Consider the following 21,600-nt stretch of genomic DNA (forward strand, 5'->3'; position numbering starts at 1 on the left):
CATGACGCAAACGCTCACCCAGACAAAATCAGAGTCAGCTCCTGATCTCAGCTACAAGCATTTTCTGCGTAGAAACATCGGCAGCGGCCTGCTCTCCTTCGTGGCGGCATTGTTTGCTGTGATCGCTGTTCTGCCCCTGATCCTGGTTTTGGGTTACGTGCTTGTACAAGGGGGCAGCCAGATCAATCTTTCCCTACTGACGCAACTTCCACCACCACCGGGACTGGAGGAAGGCGGTATCGCCAACGCCATTGTTGGAACCCTCGTGGTGACAGGCATCGCTGGATTGATTGCCGTTCCAGTGGGCGTCGGCGGTGGCATCTTCCTTGCCGAATACTCCAGTTCAGGATGGTTCGCTCAATTCATTCGGTTCGGCACCAATGTGCTGGCTGGTGTGCCATCGATCATTGCTGGCGTGTTCATCTACGGAACCATCGTAAGTAGCCGAATTCTCTTCGGGAATGCCTACAGCGCCGTTGCGGGGGGCATGGCCCTGGCGGTGCTGATGCTCCCCACCGTCATTAAAACGACCGACGAAGGTCTGAAGCTGGTACCCGATGACCTTCGTCGTGCTGCCCTGGGAGTTGGGGCATCCAGATTTGTCACAGTTACGCGAATCACACTCCCTGCCGCCTTAACCCCGATCGCGACAGGGGTGGTTCTTGGAATCGCAAGAGCCGCAGGGGAAACGGCTCCCTTGATCTTCACAGCACTCTTCTCACCCTTCTGGTCAGATCTGCTCTCCCCTGAGGGCATCTTCGCTCCCATAGCGACCCTCTCCGTGATGATCTACAACTTTGCGATCATGCCCTATGAATTTCACAACGAATTGGCCTGGGCCGCTTCGTTTGTGCTGGTGATGATGATTTTGACGCTCAATCTTTTATCTCGATGGCTGGCGCGATTTGCAGCCAAATAAACCGCTTTTCACTTAAATCAATGACCACCATCAACCCAGTCGAAGACCCCGGCACGAAGAGCGAAGACACAGCACTTTCTCTACAGAACGTCACCATCAGCTACGGCAACTTCGAAGCCGTAAAAAATGTCTTTTGTGACATTCCTCGCGGCAAGGTCACAGCTTTTATCGGCCCATCAGGCTGCGGAAAGTCAACGGTTCTTCGATCCCTGAACCGGATGAATGACCTGATCGATTCATGCTCGCTCAAGGGAAGCATCTTGTTTGGTGGAGCCGACCTGTACGGATCCAATGTTGATCCTGTAGAGGTGCGGCGTCGTATCGGGATGGTCTTCCAGCAACCCAACCCATTCCCGAAAAGCATCTACGAAAATATTGCCTTTGGCGCGCGCATCAATGGATATACGGGAAATATGGATGAACTCGTTGAGCAATCACTACGGCAGGCAGCAGTTTGGGATGAATGCAAAGACAAACTCAATGAGAGCGGCTATTCACTCTCTGGCGGACAGCAACAACGTCTTTGTATCGCCCGAACCATCGCCATCCAGCCAGAAATCATCTTGATGGATGAGCCCTGTTCAGCCCTGGATCCAATCTCGACGTTGAAGATCGAAGAGACGATGCATGAGCTCAAGAAGAGCTTCACCATCGTGATCGTGACCCACAACATGCAGCAGGCCGTCCGTGTCAGCGACATGACGGCTTTCTTCAACGCCGAAGCCGTCGAAGGCGGAACCGGAAAAGTGGGCTACCTCGTGGAATTCAACGACACAGACAAGATCTTCAACGCGCCCCAACAGCAAGCCACCCAGGACTATGTCTCCGGTCGGTTCGGCTGATCCCGACCCCTCACCAACAAGGCAGCTGTTAGGAACACTCAAGCTCCAGCCTCGCCAAGGTTTGACGGCCGTGCGTTGGTCTGACGCGCCGTCTCAGATGGACAAAAAAAATCCGGACCTTGCGGACCGGAGAAGCGGAGAGCGAGGGATTCGAACCCTCGATAGAGTTGCCCCTATACAGCATTTCCAGTGCTGCGCCTTCGACCACTCGGCCAGCTCTCCACCGGCTAAATGGGGCAGGTGAGAATGTAGCAGGGCACTGCCGGCAGAGCTTTATGCGTCCCAGCCACAGGATCACCATTCACTGGCGCCAGGAGGGTCGCACCATCACCCACGAGGTCCTAGAGGGTGAGTACATCCTGCAGAGCTTCGAAGAGCAAGGAGACCCACTTCCCTTCTCCTGCAGAAATGGATGCTGCACCACCTGTGCCGTTCGGGTGCAAAGCGGAACCCTCGACCAGCGCGAGGCCATGGGTCTTTCTCAGGAGCTGAGGTCCCAGGGTTACGGCCTGCTCTGTGTAGCCCGGGCAGTCGCTCCTCTCGAAGCAGAAACCCAAGACGAAGACGAGGTATACGAGCTGCAATTCGGGCGCCACTTTGGGAAAGGACGCGTGACCACACGGATCCCCATCGAAGAAGAGTGACCATGCAGGAGTCCATCTGCAGCCGTGCCGCCCGCGATGGCGGACTCAGCCCAGGCGATCTAGAGCGTTATCTGGCCGTGGCCCGCTCGGCGGCCGATGCCGGTGGCCAAGAGCTCATGCGCCATTACGGACGCTTGTCATCGATCGAAAGTAAAGGGCGCATCGGCGACCTGGTCACCAATGCCGACGTTGCAGCTGAACGCATCGTCTTGGAGATGCTGGCGGACCAGACCCCTGAGATCGCGGTGCTGGCGGAAGAAAGCGGGGCAACAGGACAGCAGGACGGTCTGAGGTGGTGTGTTGACCCCCTGGATGGGACCACCAACTTCGCCCACGGTTATCCCTTCTTTGCCACCTCGATCGGGCTCACCCTGGGGCAACAACCCATTCTTGGTGCCATCGCCGTGCCCTTCCTCAAGGAGTTGTACTGGGGGGCGCCGGGAATCGGGGCGTTCTGCAACGACACGGCAGTTCAGGTGAGCAGCTGTGATCGGCTCGAGGATGCTCTCCTCGTTACCGGGTTTGCCTATGACCGCCACACCCGTCTCGACAACAACTACGCCGAGTTCTGCTGGTTCACCCACCGCACCCATGGCGTTCGTCGAGGCGGCGCTGCAGCGGTTGATCTGGCGTTCGTGGCCGCTGGCCGCCAGGACGGCTACTGGGAACGGGGCCTGTCTCCCTGGGACCTGGCTGCGGGCGTGGCCTTGGTGGATCTAGCGGGGGGAACCGTCACGGGATATGGGAATCAACCCTTCGATCTCACCAGCGGCCGAGTCGTAGCGGCTGGTCCTGGCTTGCATCACGCAATCAGGGATGGCTTGTCTCAGGTGAAACCGCTTCCTGGAGCCGCCTTCGGTGCCCCGGAGGTCACGGCCATGGGATCCTGAGTCGTGGCCGCGAGGACGTGAGATGGCGCTGCAACCTGCAGCTGGCGCAAAGGATCTGAATCCACGTCAGGTGGAGACCAATCGACAGCTGACGGAACGTCTTGCATCGGTTTTCCGTCTGTGGGGCTATGAGGAAGTGTCGCCACCGCGGGTTGAGCGTCTGGCAACGTTGATGGCCGGGGGCGCCATCGACAGTTCAGACATCGTTCGTCTCGTTGCAGATGACCCTCTCGGGCTACGGCCAGAGATGACGGCATCCATCGCCAGAGCGGCTTGCACACGATTCGCCGATCGCCAACGGCCGTTGCGTCTCTGGGCCTCCGGAACGGTGTTCCGCACCCGTTCCGCCGATGAAGGGGGGCAATCGATCGAAGAGAACCTGCAGAGCGGCGTTGAACTGTTCGGGGTTAGCGGCAGCGAAGCGGAGATGGAACTGCTCAGCCTGTTGATGGCAGCAATTCAGACCCTGGAGCTGCAGCCCAGCCAGAAACCAAGGCTGTTGCTCGGCCACACCGCTCTGATGGATCTGATTCTCAGCCCGTTCAACGGTGAGATGCGCGATCAGATCCGTACAGCCTTGATCGATTTCGACCGTCTGGCCATTGAGAATTTCGACCTGACCAAGGACGCCAAGGCCAGGCTTCTTTCCCTCCTTGACTGCCGCGGAACCCCCGACCAGGTCCTGACCCAGCTCGCCAGCATGGGCGGGGATCAGCCGGTGTTCGACAAGCTTCGCCGCCTCTGCGCCCATCTCTCAAAAGCAGCTCAGGATCAGTCGGTAACGATTCAGCTCGACCCGACATTCCAGCCCCATTTCGAGCTGTACACCGGCTTGGTGTTCCAGCTGGTCTGTGATGGCCGCAGCTCTCCTGTGGTGATTGCCCGTGGCGGCCGTTACGACGACCTGGTGCAGCGTTGCGGCGCGACCGATCAACAGGCCTATGGCGCTGGGTTCAGCCTGGCGATCGACCCGATCCGGGAACTGATCTCGGAATTCGATACAGCAGACCAGCAACAGAGCGATGTACTCGTGGCCTTTTCAGCAGCCACAAGCCTGGAAGCGGCCATGGAGCATCAGCGGGGTTGGCATCAGCAAGGTCGCACCGCTGTGTTGGCCCTGGAACCGTTGGATTCCAGGGAGAAGGCTGAACAGCTGGCGAAAGCACAGGGCGGTCTACAGCTCGATTGGGTCGATCCTTAGGATCCGGCAGATCAGCAGGTCCTCCATGGCTCATTCCATCGTCACCGACGTTTGCGAGGGCATCGCTGACTGCGTCGATGCCTGCCCTGTGGCCTGCATTGACCAAGGCAATGGAAAAAACAAGAAAGGGACAGACTTTTACTGGATCAATTTCGACACCTGCATCGATTGCGGCATCTGCCTGCAGGTCTGTCCGATTGAGGGCGCCATCGTTGCGGAAGAGCGTCCTGATCTTCAGAAGACGCCTTGAGCAGGCATGCGGGGCACATGAAGGTACGGAGAACCCCCTGAACAGGCCGTTGAGCCGGAGTGAAACCGGTCTCTAGTGTCTGGTTTTTCGGGACACAGGAATGGCGGTGCTGGAGGAACAGGGTCAGATTCAGATCCACACCGAAAACATTTTCCCGATCATCAAGAAGGCCGTGTACTCCGGCCACGAGGTGTTTCTCCGGGAACTTGTCAGCAATGGTGTGGATGCCATCAGCAAGCGCCGCATGGCTGCCATGGCGGGCGATTGCAGCGAAGGGGATGACGGTGCCATTCGCATCACGGTGGATCAGGAGGCCAAGACCGTCACCATCAGTGACAACGGCATCGGCATGACGGCCGATGAGGTGAAGCGCTACATCAACCAGGTGGCCTTCTCCAGTGCCGAGGATTTCCTGGAGAAATACAAGCAGGAAAACGACGCCATCATCGGCCACTTCGGCCTTGGTTTTTATTCCAGCTTCATGGTGGCCGAGAAGGTTGAACTGCTGACCCGTTCAGCTCGGCCCGACGCTGAAGCTGTGCGCTGGAGCTGTGATGGTTCCCCGAACTTCAGCCTCAGCGCCGCCGAGAAAGAGCAGCCGGGCACAGACGTGATCCTTCATCTAATGGAGGACGAGCTCGAATATCTGGAACCGGCACGGATCCGAACTCTGATCAACACCTACTGCGACTTCATGGCAGTGCCGGTGCAGCTCGAGGGGGAAACGATCAACAAGATGGACGCCCCCTGGCGCAAGAGCGCCAGAGATCTCAGTGATCAGGATTACATCGACCTCTACAACTATCTCTATCCCTTTCAAGGCGATCCCCTGCTCTGGGTTCACCTCAATACCGACTACCCCTACAACCTTCAGGGAATTCTCTTTTTCCCCAAGCAGACCGGTCGTGCCGACTGGGAGAAGGGCGAAATCAAGCTCTACTGCAACCAGGTGTTCGTCAGCGATTCGATCAAGGAAGTTGTGCCTCGCTACCTGCTGCCCTTGCGGGGAGTGATCGATTCACCCGACATTCCTCTCAATGTGAGCCGCAGTGCTCTGCAGACCGACCGACGCGTTCGCTCGATCGGAAATTTTGTCGCCAAGAAGGTGTCAGATCGGCTGCGGGGATTGAAAAAGGAGGACCCCAAGGCCTATGCCGAGGCGTGGGATGCCCTGGCACCCTTCGTGAAGATCGGCGCCATGGAAGACGAGAAGTTCGCCGAGCAGGTCGCCGAATTGATCCTGTTCGCCACCACCGCTGCCGCCGGGGAAGGCGACGACGCTGACCCGATCGCCTGCGATGGCCGTGCGTTCACCACTCTGGATGGATACCTCAGCCGACTGGCCGCAGATCAGAACAAGCGCGTGCTCTACAGCACCGATGACGTTTCCCAGGCTGGTGCGCTCAATCTCTGGACATCCCAGGGCGCGGAAGTGCTGAAGCTGGAAACGGTGATCGACACTCAGTTCATCCCCTGGCTCGAACATCGCCACGAGGAACTCACCTTCCAACGCGTCGACTCGGAACTGGACGAGAGCCTGAAAGACAACGATGCGGAACTCACCGATCAAGATGGAACAACGGAATCAGACCGACTGCGTGATCTGATCAAGGAATCCCTGGCCAATGAGAAGGTGACCGTTCAGGTACAGGCCCTGAAAGCGGAAGGGGCACCTCCGGCGATGATTCTTCTGCCTGAACAGATGCGCAGGCTGAACGACATGGGCGCCTTAATGGAACAGCGCCTACCAGGCCTTCCTGAGCATCACGTACTTCTGGTGAACCGGCGCCATCCCCTGGTGGAAGGGATGCTCAAGCTGCGGGCCGGTGGCGTGCTGGTGGGATCGGCGGAAGCCTCACCCACAGCAAGCCTCGCCCAGGATGTGGCCCGTCATCTTTATGACATGGCTCGGCTGGGCGTGGGCGGTCTGGAGCCCAATGAACTTGGCGGATTCCAGACCCGCAGTGCTGAATTGATGGGTGCTCTGATGCAGAGAGGCCTTTGAGGTGAAGACCTTTTGCTAACTTGGTCGTTTGGAACTGTTAATTCAGCTCCAAACAACCTCTCAGTAGAAGGACATCGTCATGTCACGGGTGTGTCAGCTCACCGGTACTCGCGCCAACAACGGCATGGCCGTGAGCCATTCCCACATCCGCACCAAGAAGCTGCAGCAGGCCAACCTGCAGCAGCGGCGCCTCTGGTGGGCGGAAGGCAACCGCTGGGTGAAGCTGCGCGTAACCACCCGCGCCCTCAAAACCATCCAGAAGAAAGGCCTCGGCGCCTATGCCAAGTCTCTGGGCATTAACCTGGCCAAGATCTGAGATCTTGAACGGGTGAATCGGCGGGAATTACTAGTCAAGTCCGGCCTTTTCATTGCAGCTCTGACGCTTTCACCCTCGCGGGCTTCGGCTCTCGGGGGTGTTGTTTTGGAAACGGGCAGCACAGTGCCCGACTTTGATCTGCCCGGATCCAGCCAATCCGAACCCGACCGTAACCGTTGGAGCACCGGAGATCTGCGCGGTCGTTGGTTGGCGGTTTATTTCTACCCAAGAGACTTCACCGGTGGCTGCACCATCGAAGCCAGGGGCTTCGAAAACCTGCACGCGGAGTTTCTTCAGGCCGGTGCCGAGGTCATCGGCATCAGCGCCGACAGTGTCGACGAGCACGAATCCTTCTGTGAAAGCGAAGGGCTGAGTTTTCCCTTGCTCTCTGATCCTGACGGAACCGTGAGCAAGGCCTACGGCTCCTGGATGGCGCCCTATTCGTTGCGCCACTCCTTCCTGATCGATCCCGATGGCGTTCTACGTGAGCGCTGGGTGGCAGTTCGACCAAACGGTCACGCCAGGGAAGTGCTGGATTCCTTGACGACACTTCAGAACAAAACCACCATTTGACAAAAAACAGCTTTTGCTGAATGGTGGAACGAACGAAGTGTTGCTCGAATAGATGGGTGCGGGTCAAAGTTCGTTCATAATCCTCTACCACCGCACCCCGTTTGACGAATCAAAAGACAACAACGGATCAAGAATTTGGGTCGACCAGAAAAGCCCTAACGGAATAATTCCTACCCTTCGCAATCTCTTTCGGAGCTGCGAGAAAGGTACATGGATTGCCTGGAGACGCGTCGACGATCAGTCGAATGAAGGCACAGAACGGATTGAAATGGACAATCCATCTCCATTCACACTCTGCCGAATCCCTCTAGAAGACGAGCAGATCTCCAGTTTTTATCACATCACATCAAAAGAATGCTTTTGGCCTATCCTGCACACATTTCCCACATACTTCAACGTTAATAATGCAAACTGGAAGATCTTTGAAGAGGTCAACAAACGATTCGCCTCTGCGGCATGTGCCGAGGCTGCCGAGGGTGCAACGGTATGGGTTCACGATTACAACCTCTGGTTGGTTCCCGGTTACATCCGAGCGGAACGTCCCGACCTAAAGATTGCCTTTTTCCATCACACCCCCTTCCCCGGGAATGATGTATTCGCCATCCTGCCTTGGCGTGACCAAATTCTTGAAAGTTTGCTCTGTTGTGATGTCGTTGGTTTCCATATCCCGCGCTACACCGAAAACTTTGCCCGTGCCGCCAGCACCCTAGTAGGAGCCAAGCGCGGTCCAAAAGTTTCAGTGGATCGGAAATTCATTGGAGTAGGAACAGCCCTTTCCGAAGGCACGGTCACCAGTCATCTCGAGCACAAAGGCCGCACCATTCAGTTACTCAGCTCACCGGTGGGCACATCTCCTGATCTAATTCAGGAGTTGTGCTGGAGCCCATCCGTTGAAAGCCATGGTGAATTGATCGTTCAAGACACCAAAAAGGGACGCAAACTGATCCTCTCCGCGAGTCGTGTTGATTACACCAAGGGCAATGAGGAGTTGCTGCTGGCCTTCGAACGCCTGCTGGAACGACGCAAGGATTTGCATGGGCAAGTTGTACTGATGCTTGCCTGCGTCGCCGCTGCCAGTGGGATGAAAATCTACGAAGACACGCAACGGTCGATTGAAGAAATGGCGGGGCGGATCAACGGACGCTTCAGCCAAATTGATTGGGTCCCGATCCGGTTTTCAACCCGTCGGATCCCCTACGACGAAATGATTGCCTGGTTCTGCCAAGCAGATGTCTGCTGGATCACACCTCTGCGCGATGGACTGAATCTGGTAGCCAAGGAATATGCGGCTGCTCGGCGAAACCGCGGCGGTGTTCTTGTTCTTTCCGAATTCACCGGCGCTTCGGTTGTCCTCGATGGCGCCGTTCTGACCAACCCCTATTCGAATCGCCGCATGGACGATGCAATCGAATCGGCGCTGGAAATGGACGAAGACGAACAACGCGATCGAATGAGTCGCATGACCGATGCCGTGGAGAGCTACACCGTTCGTGACTGGGCCGATGAACAGATGTCAGGTCTGACGCCCTCAAAAGCCCAGTGAAGCTGCGCCGCTGGCTAGCGAGCGGGGCCTTGGCGCTTGTCATGGCCCTCGGCTGCCTGGTCGGGTCAGCGTCCTTCCGGGCGGAAGAGGTGAGCATCCTCATGCCCTCCTCCTTCACCGACGCCAGCGCTGAGCTGGTGAAAAACTTCAACCGCGAGCATCGCGGCCGGATTCATCTGAATTTGATCCGAGGTCCGTTGACCACGGAATCGATTTCAGATCTTGCAATCAGCAGCCTTCTGCTCGGGGATGCACCCTTCGACGCGCTGTTGATGGATGTCACCTGGCTACCGAAATATGCCGCCGCGGGATGGCTGGAACCCCTGGATCCCTGGTTTGATCAGGCCGACCAGGAACAGCTGGTGGAGGGAGCACGGCTGGGCAACGACTACGACGGCCATCTCTACCGCTGGCCCTTGGTGGCCGATGTGGGACTGCTCTACTGGCGGACGGATCTCATGAAAGAGCCACCGAAAACACCAGACGAGTTGGTGTCCGTTGCAGGACAGCTGGTCCAGACCAACGCCGTTGCCAATGGTTTCGTCTGGCAGGGGCGTCAGTACGAAGGTCTGAGCTGCGACTTCCTAGAAGTGCTGCAGGGCTTCGGTGGCGAGTGGATGGACACCACCACCAACACCATGCAGCTGGATACGCCTGAGGCAACAGGGGCTGCAGCCTGGTTGAACGATTTGATCAGCGCAGGGGTCAGCCCCTATGCCGTCACCAATTACGCCGAATCGGAGTCGCTTCAAGCCTTCAAATCCGGCGATGCCGCACTGATGCGGAACTGGCCCTATGCCTGGGCTGAACTGCAGAAGGACGACAGCAATGTGAAAGGCAACGTTGGCATCAGCCTGATGGTGGCGCAACCGGGCGAACGACCCGGAGCGACCCTGGGCAGCTGGGGGTTGAGCTTGATGCGTCAGTCGTCCCATCAGGAGGCGGCGGTGGAAGCCATTCGATACCTCACCAATGAAGCCTCCCAGCGAACTCGCTTTCTCAACAACGGCTACTCACCCACCCAAGCGAATTTGTTCAGCGATCCGGAGATGTTGAAGAGTTCCCCTGTGCTTCCGGAGCTGCAGGTAGCGCTAAACCACGCGATTGTGCGTCCGCCAACACCCCTCTACGCCCAACTCAGTGACGTGGTGCAGCGCGAACTCAACGGATTGTTCACCGAAACTGGATCCGCTGATGAAGCGATGGCGACCAGTCAGCAGCGAAGCCAGACCCTGCTTCGTGCAGCGGGAGCGACGCCATGACCGTTCTCCTGGCTGTTCCAGCCCTACTGCTGATCGCCGTCGTCTTCGGCTGGCCGATGCTTCGTTACGCCTGGCTGAGCTTCCACGCTGATTCCGTCCTCACCGGACTGGAACCGGTGGCCAACGGCGGAGCCAACTGGATACGGCTGGCGGTTGATCAGCGGTTCTGGCTGGATGCGGGGCAGACCGCGCGATTCGCCCTGATCTCCGTGGGAATGGAATTGCTATTGGCACTGGCCATCGCGCTCCTGCTTCATCAGAGCTGGCGTGGCAGAGGCGCCGTTCGAGCCCTGACCCTGCTCCCCTGGGCACTCCCCACAACAATGATGGCCCTGGGCTGGCGCTGGATCTTCAACACTCCTTATGGCCCAATCGAGGTGCTGGCCCGAACAATTGGACTCGACTCCCTGGATCTGTTGTCCACCCCATCGATCACCTGGTTGGTGACGGTTTTCGCGGATGTCTGGAAGACAACACCCTTCATCACGCTGATCCTTTTGGCTGGGCTCCAAAGCATTCCCGACGACCTTTACAGCGCCTTCCGTCTGGAAGGCGGAACCCCTCTGCAGGCCCTGCGCCGCGTCACCTTGCCGCTGCTGCTGCCCTACATCCTGCTGAGCCTTCTGTTCCGCTTGGCCCAGGCCTTCGGGGTGTTTGATCTGGTGCAGGTGTTGACCGGTGGTGGTCCTGCCGGCAGCACAGAAAGCATCGCCCTTTATGCCTATCTCAACGGCATGCGCTTCCTTGATTTCGGTTACAGCGCCACGGTGATGCTCGCAGGATTCCTGTTGCTCACAGCCCTGATCCTGGCGGGAACACTGGTGCTGAAAACCTTCGGTGTGTTGAGGCCCCTGGATCGATGACGCGACGTTCCATCTGGATTGCACTGCTGCTGGTCTGGTCCCTTGCACCGATGCTGTGGCAGCTGGTGAGTTCATTCACCACCGCCGATGCTCTGGTCAACGAACAATTGAGCTTCTGGAACCGCTGGACGCTGAACAACTACAGGGATCTGCTGAGCACCGATCCGCCGTTCTGGAGATACCTGTTCAACAGCAGCCTGGTGGCCTCCCTCACAACTCTGCTCACCTTGGTGCTGGCGATCCCAGCCGCCTACGGACTGGCCAAACTCCCTATTCGATGGAGGGGAAGCCTCCGGACCGCCGTGGTGGGAGCCGCCTTATTTCCCTATGTGCTGCTGTTTCTGGCACTGCTCGAACTGGCCCGCACGTTTTCGCTGGGCAACAACCTCATCGCCATTTCCATTCCCTACAGCGCTCTGTCGATGCCCCTAGCCCTGCTTCTGCTCACCGCTGCCTTCGAAGCCCTACCCAACGATCTCGAGGACGCGGCGAAGCTTGAGGGTCTGTCTCTCTGGCAACGGCTGCGCTGGGTGCTGCTTCCCTTGATTGCACCAGCCTCCGCCAGCACAGCGATCCTGGTGTTCCTGTTTGCCTGGAACGAGTATCCAGTGGCCCTCACCTGGCTAAGCCGCAGCGATCTGCTCACATTGCCGGTGGCGATGGCCCGGATTGCGGGATCATCCACCTATTCGGTCCCCTACGGCACCTACGCAGCCGCGACTGTGCTCGGTGCCATACCTCTGCTGGTGCTGGTGCTGGTGTTCCAGCGGCAGATCGTCAGTGGACTCACCAACGGAGCAATTAAGGGATGACACTGGAACTACGGGCCATCAGCAAGAGCTTCGGCGAACGCCCGGTTCTCAAGCAGCTCGACCTCAACGTGGCCGATGGGGAGTGCGTCGCTCTGCTGGGTGCCAGTGGCTGTGGGAAAAGCACGGCTTTGCGTCTAATCGCGGGGCTCGATCAACCGGATCAAGGCTCCATTCGCATTAATGATGCCGAGATGGTTGACGTTCCCGCTGAACGGCGCCGGGTGGGGATGGTCTTTCAAAGCTATGCCCTGTTCCCGCATCTCAACGTGTGGGAAAACCTCGAACTGGGTTTGAGAATTCGAGGTGGCACCACCGGCACCCGCGATGCGCGGATCAGCCGCGTTCTGGAGGTGCTGCAACTCAGCGAATATGCCCAGCAACGGCCATCACAACTCTCCGGCGGACAGCGCCAACGGGTCGCCCTGGCCAGAGCGTTGCTGAGGGATCCACTGGTTTATCTGCTGGATGAGCCGATGAGCAATCTGGATGCGCAATTGCGTGAGGACCTGCGTCCCCAGTTGCGCCGTCTGATGATCGGTGGTGACCAACCCGTGGTCTACGTCACCCATGACCAGCAGGAGGCAATGGCGTTGGCGGATCGCATCGCCGTGATGCGCAATGGAAGCATCGAACAGATCGGAACACCTCGCGAGCTCTATCTGCAGCCGGCCAGCACCTACGTCGCCCAGTTCATCGGCCGCCCGCAGATGAATCTGTTGCCAGCTCAAAACGGCGTGACCATCGGCATCCGACCGGACGACCTGCGGCTCGATTCCGATGGCTGGCCATGCACAATCCTCAGCCGTGAATGGTTCGGTGCCAATCAGATGCTTCTGGTCCGCTGCGATCGCGGCGACCTACGGATGGTCTGCTCCGGAGAAACGACGATCGCGGCTGAACCGCAGATCAGTTGGTCGAGCGATTGTGAGCATCGCTTCGATGGGATCTCCGGTCGTCGACTGCCATCCGCTTGAGCAGGTCGCTGTGAGCCGATGCCTGGCATCGCAATTCTTCCGTTTGATTGGGATCCGCCGGGCGATCCACTTCAGCTCGCCACAGATTCAGCAATGCATCCACGGAAGGCAAGGAGGTCAATGGGGTGCAAGGCACGGACGCCATGGCAGCGGCGGCCTCAACCTTCGGGTCGTAGCTGAGAGCAGCCATCGGACTGTTGGAAAGGCGGGCCAGGATCAAGGCATGCAGTCGCATGGGCAGAACAAGGCGTGCCCGTTGAACTACATCAGAAACAACCTCCAGCGACTGGGGCACCAGGGTTGTGCTGCACCCCTTCAGACGCTTTGGCAGCAGCCCCGCATCGCTCAGTTGCTGCAGCAACGGTGCATCCTGATGCTCATGGAACGCCAACCAGATCACCGGGGCTGCCAACTCGGCACTGAGAGCATCCAAAGCCTCCGTCAACCGACGCCAGCCCGAGTGATCCAGGAGTGGTGTCGGACGCCAGCTCAGAACGATGGCGTCGCCACCGATCCATGGACGCGCCGGCATCTGCCAGACCGGATCTGCGGCCAGCACCATCGGTAACGATCGCGCCCAGCGCCGAGCCAATTCAAAGGAGCGTTGATCGCGCCAACTCGCCGCCTTGCAGAACGGCAACACAGCGCGCACCAGCATCCGACTGATCCGACGCTGCAATGGCCCCAGGCCCTGGCCCCAGAGAAGCACCTCGGCACCACCGATACGGGCGACCGCCATCAGAAGCAGGTAGTAAACAAGGCTGCTGAAGCTGGTGCTGTCCTGAAGCAGGCTGCCGCCCCCAAGCACCAGCACATCCGCGCGCAGAGCCGCACGAAGGCAGCTCACGATGGAGCGGCGATTCACGGTTAGGGCCGACGGTGCCAGGGCAAGGACCGGAACTGGATCACGAACTGTGATCAACAACTGCTGCGACTGGGGAAGCGCTGACACCAGCACCTGAAGCAGTGCATCGTCCCCGAGATTGTGTTCTCCGTAGTAGCCACAAAGCAGAAGGACAGGTGCAGCGGGGCGGACCACGGGCAGCAGCCTGTTCACTCCAAGCATTATCAACGGATTCCTAGGATTCGGGCCATGCACGCGTTGTCGCTCGGAACCTGGTGGATCCACGTCGCCTCAGTGATCGAGTGGTGTGTGGCGATCGTGTTGATGCATCGTCGCGGGCTGTCAGGCATGGCCTGGGCCATGCTTCCGGCCCTGGTGAGTGCGATGGCAGCCTGCACTTGGCACTTGTTTGACAACAGCGACGCTCTGCGAGGCCTGGTCACCCTTCAGGCCCTATTCACCGTGATCGGGAACAGCACCCTGGCGTTTGCGGCATGGCAGCTCCAACGGCGTCGGGTGGCTGACGGAGTGGTCAATGAACTTTGATCCCGCACCCCTGTTTGCGGTCTCGCTAATCCCTTATTTGTTGTTTCTCTTCTGGCTCCACAGGAGTAAGGCACTTCCGCAGATGGCGGAACGCGGCTTTCAACTCACACTGCTGTTCGTAGCCGTCACGATTGTTGCCGCCATCGCAGCTCTGCGCTGCTGCTCAGCGGAACTGGTGGAGATCGACTGGTTACACGGTGGTGCAGAAGCCTTCCTAACGCTCGGCAACACCGTTCTGGTGATCGGACTGCTGCTACCGACCCCCAAGAAAGGGTGAACAACTCTTAAGAGACTCAGGCAAGAGGGCGGAAGCCCCGGATGATGAGGTGTCGCTCATTGGCTCGAATGCTGACCCACCTTTTCGCGATCGCTCCCGCCACAGTGTCCTGGTCTCCCAAGGTCGCCCTGGTGATGATCCTCTGCAATGTGGTTGCCATCATGGTCGGCAAGGCCACGATTAAGCACCCCAACGAAGGCGCTGCACTTCCCAACTCCACCTTCTTCGGTGGAATGGGACATGCAGCCATGCTCGGTACCACCAGCCTTGGCCACATCATCGGCATTGGTGCGATCCAGGGCCTTGCAGCCCGCGGTGTGCTCTGAAGCAACACCTTTCCGGGAAGGAGCCACGGCTCCTTCCCGGAAACAACATCGCTCAAAGCAGATAGGGCAACAGGCGTAAGCCGTAACGCTCGAATCGATACTCAAACAGCAGCTCAGATAGAGCAGTTGCTTTTGCTGTGGAAGAAAGTCCATTGATCAGACGCTCGAGTCGCTGATCACCCCGGCAATTGTTGAGCCCCCACCAGGTGCGCCGCGCCAGACGGCCTGACACCGACCATCGCCAGCTCCGCTGGGCATCAAGTACCTGTCTGTAGCGATGGGCAATGGTTGCTGAGTCGCCGCGCATCCCATCAGCCATCAACAGATCGGCCAGTTGATCGGCATTGTCCATCGCATGGCGGATGCCTTCTCCACCGAGAAGATTGGCTGTACTTGCCGCATCTCCAACCGCCAACAGGGCATCGACACCCAGCGCTTCAGATCGAGAGATCGAGCTGGAAACAGGCCCACCATGGCGATCCAGAACGAGACAGTCGGACAAGCCGCAGCGTTGCATCAACCGCTGCAGGGGCTGCGCCAGGCTGCCAGTGGTTTGACGATGGGGAGGAGGAAGGTGACAGACACCCACCTTCAGCCGTTGTCCTTGCATAGGGAAGATCCAGCCGTATCCGTGGCTGATCCAGGGCGTCCCCAGAAAAAAACTGATCCGATCCCGCCAGGGAGCGGCGTGGCGATCATCGGCTTGAAGCAGCCACTCGACTCCGATCCCCTGCAGCAGCGGATCAGCTGGATTGGGCTTGACACCAGCCTGCTGAAGCAGATCGCGGCGTGCACCCGTGGCGTCAATCAGCCACCGGACTGAGCGCAACGACTCCACACCATCACGCGTCTGCAGCTGCACGGTGGCGTTCTCTGCGCTGAGGCTTTTCAGAACTGCCCGACAGCCTTGAATCAACTCCACACCATGGCGACGCGCTTCCGACCAGAGAAAGGAACGGAGCCTGCCGAAGTCGAGCACCACCCCCAGATCGTCGTCAGACCACCACTGATGCAGAAGACCGGAAGGATCGTGCAGCTGCCAGCCCTGCCAGGTTGCGGCAATGGTTTCATCCGGCAGGCCAAGCCGACGAACAGCCTCCAGAGGAAGAGCTCCGCTGGAATAGGCATTGCGTTCCGGATCGATCAAGCGATCCACCAGGGTGACCTCAGCACCCCTGCGCGCCAGTTGGATCGCCAGGCGGGCACCGGAAGGCCCCGCACCAACGATTAGAACCGACACAGATCCTTCCGCTTCAGGCCTGCAGAGCCTTGACCGAAGCGCTGGATGGCAGATCACCAGCGGCCTTGCTGAAGCGCTCAAGGATGCGTTCAGCCATCTGTGCAGGGGTTAGGCCAAGAGCTTCCTTGCTCTGTTGAGGAGTGGCGTGATCGACCAGCTGATCGGGAATGCCGATCCGCAGCATTGAGACAGTGATGTCCTGATCGCTCAACGACTCGAGAACGGCGGCCCCAAATCCTCCGGGGAGGGCTCCCTCCTCCATGGTGACCACACGGGGGATGCGTCGGGCCAGAGGATGAATGAGGGCCTGATCCAGCGGCCGCAGGAACCTGGCATTGATCACCGTGGTCGAAAGACCTGCTTCCTCAAGCAGAGTGGCTGTGGCAAGAGCCGGCGCAACCATGGCGCCGTAGGCAACGATCATCAAGTCGTCACCTTCCCGCAGCAGTTCTCCACGGCCGATCGGCAGGGATTCCCAACCCTCTTCCATCAAGGGCACGCCTTCACCCGATCCCCGGGGAATGCGCAGGGCTGTTGGTCCGTCGTGACTGAGGCAGGTCACCAGCATCTGCTGCAGCTCGGCCTCATCCTTCGGAGCCATCACCGTGAAATTGGGAATGGCACGCATGTAGCTGATGTCGTATTGACCCTGATGCGTCGGCCCATCGGCACCGACGATGCCCGCACGATCCAGCACGAAGGTGACCGGTAGCTTCTGGATTCCTACGTCGTGGATCAACTGGTCGTAGGCCCGCTGCAGGAAGGTGCTGTAGATCGCGCAGACAGGACGCAACCCTTCGCATGCCATCCCCGCTGCAAGGGTGACGGCATGCTGCTCGGCAATGCCGACGTCCACGTACTGGTCAGGGATGGCCTTCTGCAGCAGATCCAGCCCGGTACCGGTGGCCATCGCCGCAGTGATTCCCACCACCCGACTGTTTTGCTCGCACAGCTTGACGAGGGTTTGACCAAACACCTTGCTGTAGCTGGGGGGCTTGGGTTTCGATGAGGGGATCGCCTTACCGGTATTGAGATCGAAAGCTGATTGCGCGTGGTAGCCGACCTGATCAGCCTCGGCGTAGGGATATCCCTTGCCCTTTGTCGTGACCACATGCACCAGAACAGGACCACCCTCACGGTGGGCCGCCTGAAAAGTGCGCACCATCTCACCGATGTCGTGGCCGTCGATCGGACCCATGTAAGTGAAACCGAGTTCCTCGAACACGGCGCCAACCTTGGGAACAGCGAGTCGTCGCATGCTTCCCTTCAGGCGATTGAGTTCCGCAGGAAGCTCTCCACCCATAAACGGCAGGTGACGAACACTTTCTTCGACACTCCCCGAGATGAACTGCATCGGTGGGCTGAGCCGCGCACGGTTCAGAACACTCGATAGGGCTCCCACCGGTGGGGAGATCGACATGTCGTTGTCGTTCAGCACCACCAGGAGCGGCGTATTGGGAAGGTGCCCCGCGTGATTAATGGCTTCCAGGGCCATGCCGCCTGTCAGGGCACCATCACCGATGACAGCAACGCATTTGTAAGACTCCCCCTTGTTGTCCCGCGCCATCGCCATCCCCAGCGCAGCGGATATCGAGGTGCTCGCGTGACCGGCTCCGAAGTGATCGAAGCCACTCTCCGAACGCTTGAGGTATCCAGCTACCCCACGCTGCTGGCGTAGGGAATCGAAATCGTTGAACCGCCCTGTGATCAATTTGTGGGGGTATGCCTGATGACCGACATCCCAGATCACGCGGTCATGATCGAGGTCGAGGGTCTGGTACAGAGCGAGTGTGAGCTCCACAACACCCAGACCAGGACCAAGGTGTCCACCACTGGTCGACACAACCTGCAGATGCCTCTCACGGATCTGCCGTGCCACATCCTCGAGCTGAGCCGGGCTGAGTCCGTGCAGTTCATTCGGATGCTTGAGATCTCCGAGATGCATGCACTGCCAGTTCCAATACGAGCAATCTACGGGAACCAGCCCGGATGCTGTCTGGATCGAACCCTTGGAAGAATGGTGAGATGACCGACTACCTGCAGCGGATCCTGCGTGCACGCGTTTACGACGTGGCGCGTGAAACCCCCCTGGATCACGCCCCCAATCTGAGCCGCCGACTGAACAACACGGTCTGGTTGAAGCGTGAGGATCTCCAGCCGGTGTTCTCCTTCAAACTGCGCGGCGCTTACAACCGCATGGCACAGCTGAGCGCAGACGAGCTGAAGCGCGGTGTCATTGCATCCAGTGCCGGGAACCATGCCCAAGGAGTGGCGCTGAGTGCCAAGCGACTCGGCTGTCGAGCGGTGATTGTGATGCCAAGCACGACGCCGGAGGTCAAGGTGCGCGCCGTGCGCGCCCTCGGCGGTGAAGTAGTGCTCCATGGCGAGACCTACGACGAGTGTTCCGCAGAAGCACAGCGGCGCTGCAAAGCCGAAGGTCTCACCTTTATCCACCCCTTTGACGATCCCGAGGTGATCGCTGGTCAGGGGACGATCGGGATGGAGATCATGCGCCAGGCAGAGCAGCCACCCAACGCCATCTATGTGGCAGTTGGTGGAGGTGGGCTGATCGCCGGAATCGCCGCCTACGTCAAACGCCTCTGGCCTGAAACCGAGGTCATTGGTGTGGAACCGATCGATGCCGATGCCCTGAGCCGCTCCTTGGAGCAGGGGCAGAGGGTGGAACTGGAGCAGGTGGGCCTGTTTGCCGACGGTGTTGCCGTGAGGAAAGTGGGTGAACACACCTTTGAGTTGGCCCAACGATTTGTCGATCGGATGGTCCAGGTCGACACCGACGCCATCTGTGCCGCCATCAAAGACGTCTTCGAAGACACCCGCTCCATCCTGGAACCTGCGGGCGCACTGGCGATTGCCGGTCTCAAGCAGGACGTGGCCGATCGCAACCAGGCAGGGCGCAATCTCGTAGCGGTGGCCTGCGGCGCCAACATGAATTTCGACCGCCTGCGCTTCATCGCCGAACGGGCTGAGCTCGGTGAAGAGCGGGAAGCGATGTTGGCAGTGGAGATTCCCGAATCACCCGGCAGCCTCAGGCGCCTCTGCGAACTGCTGCGGGAGCGCAGCCTCACGGAATTCAGTTACCGCATGACCGATGGGGCCACGGCGCAGATCTTCATCGGTGTGCAGGTGAAGGATGAGGACGATCGGTCATCCCTTCTGAACCAACTAGAGCAGGGTGGCTTCCCCTCTCTTGATCTCAGCGACAACGAATTCGCCAAGGTCCATTTGCGCCACATGGTGGGAGGTCGGCTGCCGTCTTCAGCGCGAACGGCCTGCGCCGGGGAATGCCGAGAGCTGCTGTATCGCTTCGAATTCCCCGAACGACCAGGTGCCCTGATGAGCTTCGTTGATGCCCTACACCCGGGATGGAGCATCAGCATCTTCCACTACAGAAACCACGGTGCCGACGTAGGGCGAATCGTGGTGGGAGTTCTGGTGCCGAAACAGGAGATGGAAGGGTGGACCGACTTTCTCAGTGCCCTGGGGTATCGCCACTGGGATGAAACAAACAACCCTGCCTATGCACTGTTCCTCTGAGTTTCAGGACGGTAACTTGAGTGCTCTTCAGGGGTTGTGATGACGTCTGCATCCCTGCCCACACGGCTCGAGGCCGTTCTTTATCTGAAGGGCAGACCCGTCAGTGTCGGCGAACTGGCTGAGCTGGCGGGCTCCGAGCGTCGCGAAGTGGAGGAAGCGCTCGTGGCTCTCACCGCCTCCTACGCCCAGCGAGACAGTGCGCTGGAGATCGTTGAGCAGAGCGGTCGCTACGGCCTGCAGCTGAGGCCGGGCATGGGCGATCTCGTGAAAGACCTGCTGCCGGTGAATCTCTCCACCGCGACGTTGCGAACCCTCGCCACCATTGCCCTGAAGAAGCGGATTCTCCAATCGGATCTCGTGGATCTGCGTGGATCGGGTGCCTACGACCACATCAAGGAACTGGTGGCACAGGAGTTCATCGAACGCCGCCGTCAAAGTGAAGGCCGCTCCTACTGGATCACCCTCACCGAAAAATTCCATCGCACCTTCTCCGTGCTTCCTGATCTCGGAGCAACCGATCTGACAGAAGCTGCATAAAGTCGGAGTAGATCAGCCCTCGTCATGGAATCTCTTCCCGTCACCCTGCTGCAGGTGCTGTCCCAGACCCTGCAGATTTACTCCCTGGTCTTGATCGTTCGGGTACTGCTGAGCTGGTTCCCCAACCTCGACTGGGGCAACCCGGTGCTGAGCAGCGTCAGTGCGATCACCGATCCCTACCTCAACGCCTTCCGGGGACTCATTCCGCCCCTGGGGGGAATCGATCTGTCCGCCATCCTGGCGTTCCTAGCCCTGAACCTGCTTCAGAGCCTGGTGGGGCAGTCCATCAGTGCTTTTTACATGTCGGGATCAACCTGGTAAAGAATCCAGATTGATACCCCGTTCAAGCGGCAGCAGATCGTCGTCGTCTGCATCGACGCGGGTTCGAACAGGCGCCTTGAAACCACGAGCCCGGGCATTTTTAATCTCGAACGGTCCTGGCGTTCCGGCAGGAACCGAAATACGCAACGCAAACTGGGATTGACCTGGGCTTACGTCGCCGATCGATCCCACCCGGGTTCTGTTTGGAAGCACAGGTTCACCACTGGCGTCCAGGATTCGTGCGTAAACGTCGGTGTCGACAACGCTGTCCCGGCTGCTGTTCTCAACGTCACCCGTCAGCACATAGCAGCTGGCACCCACCGGACGGCTCAAGTCGGGCTGATTACCGGGGTCCTGTTCACCGCAGGGATCCAAGCGAACTCCACTGAGTTGCAGTTCAGCGGCATCGCAGGGCAGTGCCAGTCCCAGCAAGAGCGGCAAGCTCAAAAGAATCGTAAAAAAACGACGAAACATCGGGCAGATCAACGTTGGTCACCGCTGCCGCCGATGCGCCCACGGGCAGCTCGGCTCGACAGTTTTTGAAGATTGGCTTCTGCCACCTCATTTAGGTCATAACCCAATTCGCTGGCCAGCTGAGCCACGTACCAGAGCACATCGCCTAGTTCCAACTTGATCGCTTCGCGGGTCTCAACATCAAAGACACCCTGACGATCGCGAATCACCTTCTTGACCTTGTCGGCAACCTCGCCAGCTTCTCCCGTCAAACCGAGGGTCGGATAAATCGGATTACAGCCCACATCCGGGTAGGCAGCCGTCTTTCGAGCGGCGTCCTGATAGGAATTCATCTCCATGGGGCCCGTTAGGAAACGCCCGGATGGTAGTTTCCGCAAGGATTTTCA

The 21,600-nt window shown here is 58.9% G+C and carries 25 protein-coding genes and 1 tRNA gene; 20 read left to right on the forward strand and 6 right to left on the reverse strand.

Annotated elements, in window-relative coordinates:
* Position 1 precedes the first annotated feature (1 nt).
* Positions 2–919: a phosphate ABC transporter permease PstA gene (pstA, locus tag DXY30_RS06910; protein WP_115093981.1), complete on the forward strand. Its 918-nt coding sequence runs from the start codon at positions 2–4 to the stop codon at positions 917–919.
* Positions 920–939: 20 nt separating this feature from the next.
* Positions 940–1,761: a phosphate ABC transporter ATP-binding protein PstB gene (pstB, locus tag DXY30_RS06915; protein WP_115093982.1), complete on the forward strand. Its 822-nt coding sequence runs from the start codon at positions 940–942 to the stop codon at positions 1,759–1,761.
* A 135-nt stretch (positions 1,762–1,896) separates the two neighbouring features.
* Here the strand turns inward: pstB and DXY30_RS06920 are convergent.
* Positions 1,897–1,983, reverse strand: a tRNA-Ser gene (locus DXY30_RS06920).
* A 53-nt stretch (positions 1,984–2,036) separates the two neighbouring features.
* On the opposite strand from DXY30_RS06920, the gene DXY30_RS06925 reads away from it, so the two are divergent.
* The 12 genes from DXY30_RS06925 (at position 2,037) to DXY30_RS06980 (ending at position 13,094) form a co-directional block, all read left to right on the forward strand.
* A complete protein-coding gene (locus DXY30_RS06925; RefSeq protein WP_115093984.1) occupies positions 2,037–2,405 on the forward strand; it encodes a 2Fe-2S iron-sulfur cluster-binding protein in 369 nt (122 codons plus the stop codon).
* A gap of 2 nt (positions 2,406–2,407) precedes the next feature.
* Positions 2,408–3,295: an inositol monophosphatase family protein gene (locus DXY30_RS06930; protein ID WP_115093986.1), complete on the forward strand. Its 888-nt coding sequence runs from the start codon at positions 2,408–2,410 to the stop codon at positions 3,293–3,295.
* A 22-nt stretch (positions 3,296–3,317) separates the two neighbouring features.
* Positions 3,318–4,496, forward strand: coding sequence for an ATP phosphoribosyltransferase regulatory subunit (locus DXY30_RS06935; RefSeq protein ID WP_115093988.1), 1,179 nt, complete (start codon positions 3,318–3,320; stop codon positions 4,494–4,496).
* Positions 4,497–4,521: 25 nt separating this feature from the next.
* Positions 4,522–4,746: a ferredoxin family protein gene (locus tag DXY30_RS06940; RefSeq protein ID WP_115093990.1), complete on the forward strand. Its 225-nt coding sequence runs from the start codon at positions 4,522–4,524 to the stop codon at positions 4,744–4,746.
* Between the two features lie 100 nt (positions 4,747–4,846).
* Entirely contained in the window at positions 4,847–6,751 is a 1,905-nt protein-coding gene (gene htpG, locus DXY30_RS06945; RefSeq protein WP_115093992.1) for a molecular chaperone HtpG, read from the forward strand.
* Positions 6,752–6,830: 79 nt separating this feature from the next.
* Positions 6,831–7,067: a 50S ribosomal protein L28 gene (gene rpmB / locus DXY30_RS06950; RefSeq protein WP_006850205.1), complete on the forward strand. Its 237-nt coding sequence runs from the start codon at positions 6,831–6,833 to the stop codon at positions 7,065–7,067.
* Positions 7,068–7,079: 12 nt separating this feature from the next.
* A complete protein-coding gene (locus DXY30_RS06955) occupies positions 7,080–7,640 on the forward strand; it encodes a peroxiredoxin (protein ID WP_115093993.1) in 561 nt (186 codons plus the stop codon).
* A 52-nt stretch (positions 7,641–7,692) separates the two neighbouring features.
* The gene (gene ggpS / locus DXY30_RS06960) at positions 7,693–9,183 is read left to right on the forward strand and encodes a glucosylglycerol-phosphate synthase (protein ID WP_115093995.1); all 1,491 of its coding nucleotides are present in this window, start codon (positions 7,693–7,695) and stop codon (positions 9,181–9,183) included.
* Positions 9,180–10,445: an ABC transporter substrate-binding protein gene (locus DXY30_RS06965; RefSeq protein ID WP_115093997.1), complete on the forward strand. Its 1,266-nt coding sequence runs from the start codon at positions 9,180–9,182 to the stop codon at positions 10,443–10,445. The genes ggpS and DXY30_RS06965 overlap by 4 nt, the downstream gene beginning before the upstream one ends.
* Entirely contained in the window at positions 10,442–11,308 is an 867-nt protein-coding gene (locus tag DXY30_RS06970; RefSeq protein ID WP_115093999.1) for a carbohydrate ABC transporter permease, read from the forward strand. Before DXY30_RS06965 ends, DXY30_RS06970 begins: the two co-directional genes overlap by 4 nt.
* Positions 11,305–12,120, forward strand: a complete 816-nt coding sequence (locus DXY30_RS06975) for a carbohydrate ABC transporter permease (protein ID WP_115094001.1) — start codon at positions 11,305–11,307, stop codon at positions 12,118–12,120. Before DXY30_RS06970 ends, DXY30_RS06975 begins: the two co-directional genes overlap by 4 nt.
* Positions 12,117–13,094 (forward strand): ABC transporter ATP-binding protein, encoded by a 978-nt coding sequence (locus tag DXY30_RS06980; RefSeq protein WP_115094003.1) that lies wholly within the window; start codon positions 12,117–12,119, stop codon positions 13,092–13,094. Before DXY30_RS06975 ends, DXY30_RS06980 begins: the two co-directional genes overlap by 4 nt.
* Here DXY30_RS06980 and csaB read toward each other — a convergent pair.
* A complete protein-coding gene (gene csaB / locus DXY30_RS06985) occupies positions 13,027–14,160 on the reverse strand; it encodes a polysaccharide pyruvyl transferase CsaB (RefSeq protein ID WP_371638696.1) in 1,134 nt (377 codons plus the stop codon). The two genes, DXY30_RS06980 and csaB, sit on opposite strands and share 68 nt — an antisense overlap.
* Before the next feature lie 27 nt (positions 14,161–14,187).
* Here csaB and DXY30_RS06990 point away from each other — a divergent pair, with 27 nt between their 5' ends.
* The 3 genes from DXY30_RS06990 (at position 14,188) to psaK (ending at position 15,087) form a co-directional block, all read left to right on the forward strand.
* Positions 14,188–14,484 carry a DUF2499 domain-containing protein gene (locus DXY30_RS06990; protein ID WP_115022031.1) on the forward strand — a complete coding sequence of 99 codons (297 nt, stop codon included), beginning with the start codon at positions 14,188–14,190 and terminating at the stop codon, positions 14,482–14,484.
* Positions 14,474–14,761, forward strand: a complete 288-nt coding sequence (locus DXY30_RS06995; protein ID WP_115022029.1) for a DUF3593 domain-containing protein — start codon at positions 14,474–14,476, stop codon at positions 14,759–14,761. The genes DXY30_RS06990 and DXY30_RS06995 overlap by 11 nt, the downstream gene beginning before the upstream one ends.
* 68 nt (positions 14,762–14,829) lie before the next feature.
* Positions 14,830–15,087: a photosystem I reaction center subunit PsaK gene (psaK, locus tag DXY30_RS07000; RefSeq protein WP_115022027.1), complete on the forward strand. Its 258-nt coding sequence runs from the start codon at positions 14,830–14,832 to the stop codon at positions 15,085–15,087.
* A gap of 52 nt (positions 15,088–15,139) precedes the next feature.
* On the opposite strand, the gene DXY30_RS07005 is transcribed toward psaK, so the two are convergent.
* Both DXY30_RS07005 and dxs read right to left on the reverse strand, forming a co-directional pair.
* Entirely contained in the window at positions 15,140–16,408 is a 1,269-nt protein-coding gene (locus tag DXY30_RS07005) for an NAD(P)/FAD-dependent oxidoreductase (protein WP_371638698.1), read from the reverse strand.
* A complete protein-coding gene (gene dxs / locus DXY30_RS07010) occupies positions 16,341–18,272 on the reverse strand; it encodes a 1-deoxy-D-xylulose-5-phosphate synthase (protein WP_115094007.1) in 1,932 nt (643 codons plus the stop codon). Before dxs ends, DXY30_RS07005 begins: the two co-directional genes overlap by 68 nt.
* A gap of 80 nt (positions 18,273–18,352) precedes the next feature.
* On the opposite strand from dxs, the gene ilvA reads away from it, so the two are divergent.
* The 3 genes from ilvA to DXY30_RS07025 are packed head-to-tail and all read left to right on the forward strand — an operon-like array spanning position 18,353 to position 20,740.
* Positions 18,353–19,882 carry a threonine ammonia-lyase, biosynthetic gene (gene ilvA / locus DXY30_RS07015; RefSeq protein WP_115094261.1) on the forward strand — a complete coding sequence of 510 codons (1,530 nt, stop codon included), beginning with the start codon at positions 18,353–18,355 and terminating at the stop codon, positions 19,880–19,882.
* 39 nt (positions 19,883–19,921) lie between these two features.
* Complete coding sequence (gene scpB / locus DXY30_RS07020; RefSeq protein ID WP_115094009.1) at positions 19,922–20,419, forward strand: SMC-Scp complex subunit ScpB; 498 nt, start codon at positions 19,922–19,924, stop codon at positions 20,417–20,419.
* Between the two features lie 24 nt (positions 20,420–20,443).
* A complete protein-coding gene (locus DXY30_RS07025) occupies positions 20,444–20,740 on the forward strand; it encodes a YggT family protein (protein WP_115022017.1) in 297 nt (98 codons plus the stop codon).
* Here DXY30_RS07025 and DXY30_RS07030 read toward each other — a convergent pair.
* Together DXY30_RS07030 and DXY30_RS07035 are read right to left on the reverse strand one after the other, a co-directional pair.
* Complete coding sequence (locus tag DXY30_RS07030) at positions 20,729–21,214, reverse strand: hypothetical protein (protein WP_115094010.1); 486 nt, start codon at positions 21,212–21,214, stop codon at positions 20,729–20,731. The genes DXY30_RS07025 and DXY30_RS07030 overlap by 12 nt on opposite strands.
* A gap of 8 nt (positions 21,215–21,222) precedes the next feature.
* A complete protein-coding gene (locus DXY30_RS07035) occupies positions 21,223–21,552 on the reverse strand; it encodes a nucleoside triphosphate pyrophosphohydrolase family protein (RefSeq protein ID WP_115094012.1) in 330 nt (109 codons plus the stop codon).
* Positions 21,553–21,600: the final 48 nt, after the last annotated feature.

Source organism: Synechococcus sp. UW106 (assembly GCF_900474015.1).
Taxonomy (GTDB): Bacteria; Cyanobacteriota; Cyanobacteriia; order PCC-6307; family Cyanobiaceae; genus Parasynechococcus.